The sequence below is a fragment of the Larkinella harenae genome, assembly GCF_054780515.1.
Genome location: NZ_BAAGWE010000001.1, coordinates 2,647,509 through 2,659,826 on the forward strand (window position 1 = coordinate 2,647,509; position 12,318 = coordinate 2,659,826).

9 protein-coding genes and 1 other RNA gene are annotated in these 12,318 nt (G+C 49.7%); 8 read left to right on the plus strand and 2 right to left on the minus strand.

The features are described 5' to 3' along the window. Window positions 1-144: 144 nt before the first annotated feature. Complete coding sequence (locus ACYVH9_RS10840; RefSeq protein ID WP_460636333.1) at window positions 145-1,281, plus strand: hypothetical protein; 1,137 nt, start codon at window positions 145-147, stop codon at window positions 1,279-1,281. Between the two features lie 65 nt (window positions 1,282-1,346). Here ACYVH9_RS10840 and ACYVH9_RS10845 read toward each other — a convergent pair whose 3' ends face one another. Beyond that, a complete protein-coding gene (locus ACYVH9_RS10845) occupies window positions 1,347-2,567 on the minus strand; it encodes an enolase C-terminal domain-like protein (RefSeq protein ID WP_460636334.1) in 1,221 nt (406 codons plus the stop codon). An 84-nt stretch (window positions 2,568-2,651) separates the two neighbouring features. Next, window positions 2,652-3,422 carry a phosphatidylinositol-specific phospholipase C/glycerophosphodiester phosphodiesterase family protein gene (locus ACYVH9_RS10850; protein WP_460636335.1) on the minus strand — a complete coding sequence of 257 codons (771 nt, stop codon included), beginning with the start codon at window positions 3,420-3,422 and terminating at the stop codon, window positions 2,652-2,654. Window positions 3,423-3,633: 211 nt separating this feature from the next. On the opposite strand from ACYVH9_RS10850, the gene fabG reads away from it, so the two are divergent. The 7 genes from fabG (at window position 3,634) to ACYVH9_RS10885 (ending at window position 12,161) form a co-directional block, all read left to right on the plus strand. Beyond that, a complete protein-coding gene (fabG, locus tag ACYVH9_RS10855; protein ID WP_460636336.1) occupies window positions 3,634-4,380 on the plus strand; it encodes a 3-oxoacyl-[acyl-carrier-protein] reductase in 747 nt (248 codons plus the stop codon). 100 nt (window positions 4,381-4,480) lie between these two features. Continuing rightward, a complete protein-coding gene (locus ACYVH9_RS10860; protein WP_460636337.1) occupies window positions 4,481-6,565 on the plus strand; it encodes a vWA domain-containing protein in 2,085 nt (694 codons plus the stop codon). 40 nt (window positions 6,566-6,605) lie between these two features. Then, complete coding sequence (locus ACYVH9_RS10865; RefSeq protein ID WP_460636338.1) at window positions 6,606-7,493, plus strand: DUF2279 domain-containing protein; 888 nt, start codon at window positions 6,606-6,608, stop codon at window positions 7,491-7,493. Between the two features lie 49 nt (window positions 7,494-7,542). Next, on the plus strand, window positions 7,543-8,532 hold the full coding sequence (locus ACYVH9_RS10870) for a Smr/MutS family protein (protein WP_460636339.1): 990 nt from the start codon (window positions 7,543-7,545) through the stop codon (window positions 8,530-8,532). Window positions 8,533-8,548: 16 nt separating this feature from the next. Beyond that, entirely contained in the window at window positions 8,549-9,949 is a 1,401-nt protein-coding gene (locus ACYVH9_RS10875) for a DUF4403 family protein (protein WP_460636340.1), read from the plus strand. Window positions 9,950-10,073: 124 nt separating this feature from the next. Beyond that, an RNA gene (gene rnpB / locus ACYVH9_RS10880) (RNase P RNA component class A) lies at window positions 10,074-10,508 on the plus strand. Window positions 10,509-10,616: 108 nt separating this feature from the next. Then, entirely contained in the window at window positions 10,617-12,161 is a 1,545-nt protein-coding gene (locus ACYVH9_RS10885; RefSeq protein WP_460636341.1) for an OmpA family protein, read from the plus strand. The last annotated feature ends 157 nt before the right edge of the window (window positions 12,162-12,318 follow it).

Genomic DNA, 12,318 nt, shown 5'->3' on the forward strand with positions numbered 1-12,318 from the left:
AATACTTGTATTTAGTACGCTAAGGCTCTGGCAGTTGCTCAAAAAGCAGCGCCTGGAGCCTTAACTATTTTTAACAACATAATTTCATGTATTTATCAATAAATTCGGTTACATTTTCTGCCATGAACCGAAAAGAAACACAACATGAAAAAAACAGTACTGATAGGATATTTGTCGGTCATCGCAACGCTCGCGTACGCTCAGACCGACAAAGGACAGGGAATCTGGACGGGAGGTTTATCATTCACCCAAGAGTCGTTGAAGGATGAAGCATCCACAAACCGGTATTTGAACCGTACGTCACAGGGTATTTTTACGGTGAGACGTGGGATTTTTTTTAAGGACAATTGGTTGGCAGGTGGTGAATTGAGTTTCGGATATAATTCTTATCATAACAGGTGGGCATACACAAATCAACCTGAAAAAACGAGCAACTCCGCTGGTTTGTATTCAGGACTTTCTGGATTTGTTCGACGTTACTGGGGAAAAGCGAAGTGGCGGGTATTTACGGGAGGGGGCGTATCGCTGAGTTATAGCAATAATAAATATGATGGTAGTAATCCACAAGGTTCAGATGGAAATTCGTTTGGAGTTTCCCCTTTTTTTCAAGTGGGCGCAAACTATTATCTGACCGATCGGATTGGATTAGAGGCATCGACAAGCTCTAATTCTTTTCCGTTTTTATTCAATGGCGTAGGAATTGGACTGGTTATCTTGACAGGAGGAGTCAACAATAATGCGACCGAAACGTACGACGCACCCCAAACGCAAAAAGGTCGGTGGGTGTTGGGGGGGACATTCCGATTTTATACGTCGGGATCGAAGCCCAATCTTCCCGGGGAGGAAGCAAGCCGCTCCAATGAGTATGAAGTAAGTCCTTCTGTCGGTTGGTTTGTGCGGAAAAATCTTCTACTTGGCGTTTCGGTGCCGTTGAAGTGGAGAACTTACCAAGGTGGTTCTAGTTTTTCCTATGGAGTGAATCCTTATTTAAAAAAATACATTACTGATAATCGATTGCGTCCGTTTATGGCTGGAGATTTATCGTATGTATCAACTACGGAAAAGTATCCTACTACTAGCATTACAAATCAACAGGCTGGAATTTCGGTTGGTGCCGGGTTAGCGTATCTGTTGGGCGAACGATTCATCATAGAAGCCCAGTTGGGTAGGCTTTCGTTCAGCAAACGGTTTGTCCCGGAAGCAGATAGTTTTAAACAATGGACAGGCGGTTTAGCCGCTACCTTACAACCTACGTTTACACTCAACTATGTTTTTGACTAACCAACGTTGCTCAAGGCCTGACAGGTTTCAACACCTGTCAGGTTTGCAGGCGATTTAAGATACCACTAAACCGCCTTCAATAACTTCATGCCAAAGCCCGGCGCTGATGACGGAATCAGCTTGCCTTTCTCAAGTCGGTGGGTCCCAAAATCCACATCTTCACTCGTGGCCGGAACACCTTCGATGGTAACCGTATTGCCCAGCGCCCCGGTCAAATGGGCGCAGTAGTACGATTTTAGCAGTTCACCAAAAGCGTGCGGAGACGACTGAATGCCCATCTTTTTGAGCTCCGGCATGATTTTCCGCCAGGGTGTGAAACCGTAGCCGATGATGTCGGTCAGGTGAACATCCAGGAGTTTTTGTTCTTCCAGTTCGCGCAGCAACTTCTGATCGGGGTTGGCTTCTCCGTCGGCCAGCAATGTTTTAACGCGATTTTCTTTCAGCCAGGTCCGGAGCTTTCGGTAATCCGCCACGGTTTCGGCAAAGGGCTCTTCCACCCAGAACAGCGGTATGTCGCCGATGCCTTTGATGTAGTCAATGATGCCATCGACCGTAAAACCGTCGTTGCCATCCACCAGAATTTCGACATCCGGAAAAGTTTTGGCCACCAGCTTTGTCACTTCGATATCGCGTTGGAGTCCGTCAGCGCGTGGCATCCAGATGTTTCCGCGCCCGATTTTCAGCTTAAACTGCCGGTAGCCAAGTTTATAATCCTGGTTGCAGGCTTCCAGAATCTTATCCATGCCGTTGGCAACGGTTTTCACCGGGCCTTCCTTCGGCTCCAGTTCCTCAAAATAGATCATACCGCTGTAACACTTGGTTGTGATGGGTTTTTTCTGCCCCATCAGTTCGTAGACGGGTTTGTTCAGAATCACACCCGCCAGATCATGCAGCGGTACATCGAAAGGAAGGGCTTTGGGGTCCGTGACGCCTTCCGACGGGAGAAAAACCTCCGATACCCGTTTCCCTTTCAGGTAAGCAATGGCTTCATCCTGCCTGCGCCCGTGCATTCCCCAGCCTTTTGCGCCCTGGTCCGTCGTGAGCTGGCAAACACTGACGTTAGGGCCGTAACCGTGAATATCCCGACGGGCATTTTTACCAACAAAGCGCGGCCACTTAAGCTGAACCTGCGTGTAAGAGATGTCCGTAATTTTATGGTTCACCAGTTCATTGGCGGCAGACTGGTGCAGTAGCCAGTTGGTAGCCTGAGCGGAAAGGGGAGAACTCAGAAGGGCGCTTGATGCGGTTCCGGCGGTTAGTCGGCGGATAAACGTTCTTCGTTTCATGAAAAGCAGGTTTAGAACTTGGGTAAACAAGTTACTGAACCCCTGGAAGATACCCAAATCGTTGCTACTGTAACCGGCAAGAATCTATTTCAAGGCCTTCGCGCATTCTTCAACTTTATCGGTATTGATAAAGTCTACACCGATTTTGTCGAGTTGTTTCCAGGCATTCGGATTATCGGGTGCACCCCAGAAACGAATCGGTTTGTCTTGATTATGAGCCCGTTTGATAAACCGTTTCAGCGTTTCCCGATCGCGGTCGGAGAGTTCCCCTTCGCCATTCCAGCGGGAGTAGCTTTGGAACGCATCGCTGAAAAGGGCGACGTGTTTGATGGTTTCGTCGTCGTACAGCTCACTGGGCCGCCCGTCGAACAGAATGTACGGAGGGTAGTCGATCCAGTTGGCAATGGGCGGGCGGTTGCCACTGATAACCAGTTGAATCGCCATTGGATTCATGTTCCGGTCGAAGCAGGTGCGGTAGGGCGCTACGGCTTTTTCCAGTTCCTTGATGGCCTCCACGCCATTGTCTTTCACGTCGATCAGCAGCTGAAAGGTGTATTTCCGGTCGTCGCTGACCGATCCGGCCGAGTAACGGTTTTTATGTTGCCCAAACAGGGCCGCAATCGGTTTTAGGTACAGAGAATCCAGCGTACGGCCGGGGCGGGTCTGGGATTTATCGTGCGCAACGAGTAACTTACCGTCAACCAGGTATACGTCGGCTTCGATCGAACCGGCGCGGTGGCGAATGGCCGCCGTGAGCGGTTCCGGCTTTTCATAGTCGTTGTGGGAATGGATTTGCTGGGCGATACTTTGCAAACTGGTGCAAATGGTCAGACAAATGAATGCAAAACGTATCATGTTGGGTAGGGTAGGAAGTACGGTGAAGCTGTGATGGGTTTGGTTTATTCCGGTACGATTCCGTTGGTTTCGGATGCATGCTTCCGGCCAGACCGGAAACTGTTTGTGTAAATACGTTGCAACGTTTCGAGCAAAAGTAGTCGGATGATCGAATATATACTACTATTTTTGCGGCCAATCTTTTTAACCCTCGTTACTCCTAAATTACTCCATGAGTTTACTGCAAGGAAAAGTTGCGTTAATTACCGGAGCCTCTCGAGGCATTGGCCGCGCCATCGCTACCCGTTTTGCCCAGGAAGGTGCCAGTATTGCGTTTACGTATCTCTCAAGTGTCGAAAAAGGGCAGGCCCTGGAAGCAGAGCTGGCGGCTTTTGGTGGAAAAGTCAAAGGTTACCGTTCGGACGCATCGGACTTTAAAGCCGCTGAAGACCTGGTTACCCAGATTTTGGCCGACTTTGGCACTATAGATGCGGTAGTCAACAACGCCGGAATCACCCGCGACGGTTTGCTGATGCGGATGACCGAAGAACAATGGGATGTTGTTATCAACGTTAATCTAAAGTCGGTCTTTAACCTGACCAAAGCTGTCATTAAGCCGATGATGAAAGCCAAAAAAGGCTCCATCATCAACCTGACTTCGGTGGTGGGACTTCGGGGAAATGCCGGGCAAGCCAATTATGCGGCTTCCAAGGCCGGCATCATTGGTTTTACCAAATCAGTGGCCCTGGAACTGGGTTCGCGCAACATCCGTTCGAACGCCATTGCTCCGGGTTTTATTGAAACCGAAATGACTGGCGAAATCAACGAAAAAGCCATGGAAGAATGGAAGCAGGCTATTCCGCTCAAGCGCGGTGGCCAACCGGAAGAGGTTGCCGATTGCGCCCTGTTCCTGGCTTCCGACCTGTCGCGCTACATCACCGGCCAGGTGTTGCAGGTTGACGGGGGAATGCTAACTTAAGTGATGAATGATGAATTATGAACGATAAATTGGAGGTCGATCAGTCGGCACTAATTCCATGAACTCATAATTCATTGTTCATAATTCATCATTCAAAAAGATGCGCTCCGAACTGTATTTTCAATCGTCTCCCTGGTGGATACTGCTCTGTCTGGCAGTGGGAGCGGCTTATGCCTTTTTCCTGTACCAGCCAAATGCGGGGTGGAGTCAGCGGATGAATCTTTCGCTGGCGGCTTTCCGGTTTCTGGTAGCCAGCCTGGTGTGTTTTCTGCTGCTCAATCCGCTGATTCGCAGTATACAAACGATTACGGAAAAACCGAAAGTCGTGCTGGCGATTGACAATTCGGAGTCGATGACCGTGGGAGGGAAAGCTCAACTGGATCGGGCGCTGGAAGCCGCAGCCGAATTGCGGGAGCGATTGACGGGCGAGGATATCGACGTGGCGGTACAAACCCTGGGTGACAGCCTGGTGAGTGGTGACCTGAAAACGATTCCGTTCAACCAGCAGTCGACGGATCTGTCGGGTATGCTGGGTGGGATTCGGAATGCGTACGAAGGTCGTAACCTGACGGACGTAATCCTGATTTCTGACGGCATTGCCAATCAGGGCCTTTCGCCGACTTTTGGCCGCTATAATTTTGCGGTACATACCGTCGGCATCGGCGATACGATTCCGAAACGGGATGTGCTGCTGAAAGATGCAGTTGCCAACAAAATTGCCTACCTCGGCAACCAGTTTCCCATTCAGGCCGATGTGGCCAGCTATGGGTTTCAGGGGGGGATTGGCACGGTGGTGTTGCGGCAAAATGGGCGGGAGCTAAGTCGGCAGACGGTAAATTTCAGCCGTCCCGAAACGTTCCAGCAACTGACTTTTCAGACCTCATCCAGTCAGAAGGGAATGCAGCACTACGTGGTGGAAGTGTTACCTCAGCAGGGCGAATTTACCCCGCGCAACAACCGCCGGGATGTGTACATTGATATCATTGACGGGAAGGAGAAAATCCTGTTGCTGGCGCTCAGTCCGCATCCGGACGTGAAAGCGTTGCGCAGCTTAATCGAGAAAAATCAGAATTACGAGCTTGATATTCGTATTCTGAACGGTGGAACGGCCGAGATTCCGGATAAAGCGTACGATTTAGTGATTCTGCACCAGCTACCCGATAACCAAAACGCCGGAGCGGCTGTTGTGCAACGGGCGTTGCAGAAAAATACACCCGCCCTCTTTATTCTGGGTAATCAGTCGGGTTTGCAATCGTTCAACGGGTTGAACCCTGTGCTTCAGGTAGTGGCCGGTGGGGGGCAAACCGATAAAGTGACAGGCCGGTTCAATGCCGATTTCCGGCAGTTGAATCTGGATGCGCAAAAACTGTCGTTGCTGGATCGGCTGCCGCCAATGATGGTTCCGTTTGGTGATTACAAACTGTTGCCGGGCAGTGAAGTCGTTTTGTGGCAGCAGGTGGGCAGTGTCCGGACGGGTAAACCGTTGCTGGCCCTGAATAGCTCATCGACCCGCAAAGCCGCCGTGTTGGCCGGAGAAGGCATGTGGGAGTGGCGGCTCGAAGAATTTGCCCTGACGGACAACCAGACCGTGGTGGATGAGTTACTCCAGAAGGTAATGCAATTGGTTTCCATCAAAGAAGATCGGCGCAAGCTGCGGGTGTATCCTATCCGCAATGAATTTCTGGCGGGTGAAAAAGTGACGTTCGAAACGGAAATGTACAATGACATTTACGAAAAGTTGTTTGACCGTCCGGTGAACCTGGAAATTACCAACGAACGGGCCATTCCGCGGAGTTTTACCTATACGCCAACGGCCAGCAATTCCCGGTTCGAAGTCAGCAATTTGCCCGAGGGCGTTTACAAATTTCGGGCAACGGCTTCGCTCAATGGACGGTCTGAAGTGGCCACCGGCGAGTTTCTGGTGCGCGAACAGCAATTTGAAGCCATCAATACCACGGCGGATCACCTGATGCTTCGGCAGTTGGCGCAGCAAACAGGGGGCCGCTTTTACAATGCCGCAACGCTGACCTCTTTGGCGAACGATCTGGTGGATCGGAAACCAGCCGGAAAGCTAAGCAGCAATGAAGAATTGAACGAACTGATCAATTTACGCTGGCTATTCTTCCTGATTGTTCTCTTAATCAGCGTGGAGTGGGGCCTGCGAAAGTATCATGGAGCATATTAACAGACGACTTGTACGAAGCAGAACGATATGGACGGTTTTAGTGCTTTTAGTATTTCTTCATTTTTCCATCCCTAACGCAATTGCCCAGGATTCTACGCGGGCCGTGCCGGAAAACGAACCCTGCTACCGGTGTCGGCTGCGGGGCCTGATTATTGGCGAAACTGTTGCCTACGGCGCCACCCTTTACGGTTTGAGCCGGGCCTGGTACAACAATCCGCTGACGAACTTTACATTTTTCAATGATAATCACGAGTGGTTGCAGATTGATAAAGTAGGGCACATGCTGACGGCTTACCAGATCGCCCGGGTCTCGGCGGAAGCTTATCAGTGGGCCGGATTATCGGATCGAAAAGCGGCCCTCTACGCCGGTTTGACGGGGATCATCTTTCAAACGCCCATCGAAATTCTGGACGGTTTTTCGCCCGAATACGGTTTTTCCTACGGTGATATGATCGCCAACGTAGTCGGGCCGGCCTTGTATACGGGGCAGTACCTGGCCTGGGGGGAGTTGCGGATTCAGCCGAAATTTTCGTTTCACCACACGCCCCTGGCCAAAGAACGGCCGAATTTGCTCGGCAAACAGTGGTACGAGCGCTGGTTGAAAGATTATAACGGACAGGCCTACTGGCTATCCGTCAATCCGTCTTTATTTGGCAGCCGTGAGTCCAAATTTCCTAAATGGTTAAACATTGCGGTGGGGTATGGTATTCATGATATGGTGTCGGCCGAATTCGACAAGAGCGTTGAAATGGGGTTTCGCCCCTATCGACAGTATTATCTTTCGCTGGATGTAGATTTCACGCGAATCAAAACCCGGAGTAAAGCGTTAAAAACGGTTTTCTTTTTGCTAAATACCCTAAAAATGCCAGCACCCACCCTCGAGTACAACGGTCGGAACGGTTTTCGTTTTCACGCGTTATATTTCTAACAAAAATGCACCTGCGGCTTAGACCCCGTGGGTAAAGACCAGTGATTTTATGAATATTGGCGATAAAGTACGAATGCTGAGGGCGAAGGAACAGGGCGTGGTGACGCGCTTTCTGCCCGGCAATCAGGTCGAAATTGAAATTGAAGACGGTTTTCGGATTCCGGTTTTGCGGTCTGAAATCGTGGTGGTATCACCGATGGAAGCCGCGCGGTTTAAGGCGGCTCCTTCGCTCGAGCCCCAGAAATCGTCGAAGTCCGACATCATTAGTAATGCCGGAATTTATCTGGCCTTTGTGCCCCAGACCGAGCGGGGGGCTACGCGGGAAGTGGCGGTATATCTAATCAATAATACCGACTGGGACCTGCCATTTACCCTCGGCGAAGAGCAGAATAATCGTTACATTGGGTTGCATTCGGGTGTTTTGAGTGCGCGATCCTTCAATAAGTTTGCCCGGCAATATTCCCTTTCTACGCTTGATAACTGGCCGACTTTTCTGATACAGGCCCTGTGGTTCCGGGCGGGGGGCGCTAACTTGCGGGAGCCGTTGATCAAACGGCTGAAGTGCCGGGCGCAGACTTTTCAGGCGCATAGCGGAGTTGTGCCGGTACTGAATCAAACCGGGCACGTCTATCAGTTGGATATTGAAGAACCGGCGAAGAAAGAAAAGGAGCCCGCAAAACCCGTAGATGCCGCAGCACTACGAAATAGTTTGTTGGGGTTGTCCGATAAAAAGGAATCCTCGGCGGTTGTGCGTCCGTCTTCCATTATTGACCTGCATATTGAAAAGCTGCTGCCCAATGGTTTCGGAAATCGAACGAATACCGAACTGCTGGATGTGCAGATTCAGGAGTTTGAGCGAAACCTGGAAAATGCGATTGCCAGCGGTATGGACGACATTACGTTTATTCACGGCGTGGGTAATGGCGTGCTGCGGAATGAACTCCACCGGCGGCTGGGCAAAAATCCGAGCGTTTCCTATTTCGAAGACGCTCAGAAGGAAAAATTTGGCTATGGGGCAACCAAGGTTAAGATTAAATAAAAATATTTTCATTACATTGGCCCCGCTACGTTGCCTGGTGTTGATCGTACTGATTGTTCAGGCTTGTAAACCATCCACCACCACCAACCCGAAGGCACCGAAAGCTGCTTATTCGGTAACCAAAATGGACGTACAGAACGACAAATTTTTATCGACTGTCAATATTCCTGTATCCATTGCGCTGGCCGATGTCGAGCGGCAAATCAATAGTCAGGTAACGGGCCTGATTTATGAAGACAACAGTCTGACTGATAACGACAATGATCAGTTTATGACCAAAGTCTGGAAGCGGGCTCCAATTCATGTATCAGCTCACGATAGTGTTTTTACGTTCCAGGTTCCGCTGAAAATTTGGGCGAAAGCCGGTATGAAAGTGCTGGGCTTTACGCAATTTCAGGAAACGGAATTCGAGTTAGATCTTCGCTTTGCAACGCGTTTCTCCATTGATCGGGACTGGACGGTTAATACCCAAACCACGGCCCAGGGGTATGACTGGGTGAAAAAACCGTCGCTCAGAATTGTGGGGTTGGCTATTCCGGTGACCAGCATCGTTGGGCGCATCATCGACAAAAATCTGGGTAAAATAAGCAAGGCACTGGATGAGCAGGTTCGCAAGGAGATTGATCTGCGGACCCCGGTGTTGAATGCCTGGAATACCGTTCGACAACCGTATCTAATCTCCGAAAAATACCGTACCTGGCTGCTGGTGGTACCCAAACGCATTCTGATTACTCCTTTTCGCTTCGAAAAAGGAGCGATTCGCTCGAGCATTGGCATCGAAGGCTATACCCTGACCCAGACGGGCACAAAGCCAGATGTTCGACCGGCGGTTACGATTCCGGAATTAGTAGTCTCAAAAGAAATTCCTGACCAGTTTCGCATTGGGTTGCTGAGTGAAGCGACTTACGCCGAAGCGACAAAGATTGTATCGGAAGAATTTGTGGGCAAGTCGTACGATTTTCGGGATGGCCGCTATAAAATTACCATCACCGATATTGATTTGTACGGACAGAACAATAACCTGATCATCAAAGCTACGTTGCAGGGCAGTTTGAACGGTGCCGTCTATTTGCGGGGGCGGCCTTATTATGATGCTCAATCCCGCACAATTTCGTTGCAGGATTTGCAGTATGATCTCGACACCCGGAATATCCTGTATCGAACGGCCAACTGGTTGTTGCAGGGAAGTTTTACACGCACCCTGGAAAAACAGCTGACAATTCCGGTTGGCGATCAGATTGATGAGGCTCGAAAATCTTTTCAGGCTCGTTTAACGAACAATCAGGTGACTAAGGGAGTTGTTATCAACGGTAAACTTGAACAAGTAACGCCCGATCAGGTTTATTTGACGCAGGAGTCACTGCTGGCAGTCGTTTATGTGTCAGGAAAGGTCAATTTGAAAGTACAGGGATTGTAGTTTGGAAGGATTCCTGCTTTTTTTTAGACAATAGGCTCGAAAAATTTGCAGTTTTTTGATGCCAGGTTTTTAAAGAACCTAAGTATTTATAGATTTGCGGTATTCACGGAATGGCAACCGACGCGAGATAAATTGTCTTATCGCTCCGGGACGTATAAACGAATCGGGGAGGAAAGTCCGGACAGCATAGAGTACCATACTTCCTAACGGGAAGGCAAACGGCGGGAAACGGTCGTTTGACAGAAAGTGCCACAGAAAATATACCGCCGAAATTTGTCTTCGGACACATTTTGGTAAGGGTGAAAAGGTAGGGTAAGAGCCTACCGACCGGCTGGTGACAGGCGGGGCATGGTAAACCTTATGGGCTGAAAGATCAAATAGGCATTGGAATGGGGGCTACTCGTTCCTGTAATTTCGGAGTAATTCGGGATGAAGCCAATGCGGGTAGATCGATAGAGTTTCGAAGTGATTCGGAATCGAGATAAATGATAAGATTCTGAAACCGTTGTTTCGACAGCGGGATCGGAAACAGAATCCGGCTTATAGATTTATTTCGCGGGGGTTGCCGCTGATAATGAAATCAGTAGTTTTTAATACAGCTTATCAACGTACGGTAGGCTGGGCGATTGTTCTACGTAAAAGGCTTATGAATTAAACCTGAGTTCTCATGAAGAAAATTTCCATTTTCGCTTCTCTGACGCTTTTGTTATTAACGCAGGCTGTCGGGTATGCTCAAACTGACACCACCAGCTCCTCCGCCGGGACATCCACACGTAACCGATCTTACGAAGGCGACTACAAAATGAATACCTGGTCTGTGACCGTCACGCCCGCCCTTACTCGTTTCTTTGGTGATCTGGACAATTACGGTTTCTTCCGGGCATTTCCGGAACGAGGCCCTCGCCAGAAAACAACTGGTGCTGTGGGAATTGCCATCAACAAACAATTGACGCATCTTTTTGGAGCATCAGCCGAATTTAATATTGGTTCGCTCCGGGGGTCTAAAGAAGCACTTTACAACGCTTGGTTCCGTTCGAACTTCCTGCAAGGAACATTGAACGCCAATGTGAACATGAAATCGCTGCTGTTTGGCACCCGGAAACTGAAGCGCTGGAAATGGGATATTCAGGCTGGTGCTGGTTTGATGTGGTTCGACACGCGGGTTTATGACCTGTCCAACGATCAGATGATTCGCTATTCGAACGACCGTCGCGATTACAGCTCTGTTACGCAGGGCCGCTGGGAAGCCGATGGTTCGGTGTACACCCGCGAATTCGTATTCCCGGTTGGTACGGCACTGCACTACGAGTTGACTCCTCGTCTGGACATTGGTTTGGATGCAACGCTGTATAACGTCAATACCGAAAAACTGGATATGACGGTAGGTGGGGTTGACAACTCAAAAGCGAACAATGTCTACGGCTGGAGACGCGGTGATTCCAATTTGGACAAATGGGCTCGTCTGGGTCTATCAATTACCTACAAAATTGGCAAATCGGCCGTGAAAGTAGGAAAAGATGGTGTTTACGATCCGGCCAAAGGCCGCTACCACCTGCGTTGGGCTGATCCTAAAGATCTAATCAAAGAACCGTACAACCCAACGATGAACGATGCCGATTCGATTGCGAAAGCCAACATGCCCAAGCCGGTCGATCCGCGTCTGTATACCGATTCAGACAACGACGGTGTTGCCGACTTGTTTGACAAAGAAGCCAATACACCCGCTGGTAGTGTAGTTTCAGGTGCCGGGGTTGCGATGAACCTGGATAGTATCATCAGCTCGATTCTGCGTGGTAAATTTGCGCCGGAATGCGAAGCGCTGTTCAGTAACATCGAATTTGATACCGACAAATCGACAATTCGTCCGGCTTCGCAGGATATCATGAAGAAAGTAGTTGAACTGCTGAACGTGAAAACTAACTGCGGTATTATTCTGGTAGGACACGCCGATTACCGTGCTTCTTACGGATACAACATGCAGCTGTCGAGACGTCGGGTTGATGCGGCAAAACGCTACCTGACGCGGGCCGGTCTGACGGATCCAAGCCGGGTAACGGTTGAATACTACGGTGAGTACCGTCCGATTGCTCCGAACACAACGGGCGACAACCTGCAGCGAAACCGCCGGGTCGAAATCAAGATTGTTCCAATGAACATGCTCCGGTCGCCGTACCAATCCGGCCAACGGCTTGACACGAGAGAGCCCCGATAAATCAAGGATTTCTTTCTGAACAAAACCCCGGCTTCGGTCGGGGTTTTTTCGTTTAAGCGGGTACGACAGCCCTTAAAAATTGATTCTATATTCTGGCGTCAATAGAAGTTATTGTAAGGAATAATGCGTACCTTTGCCCCCTAATTCAATCGAAGAA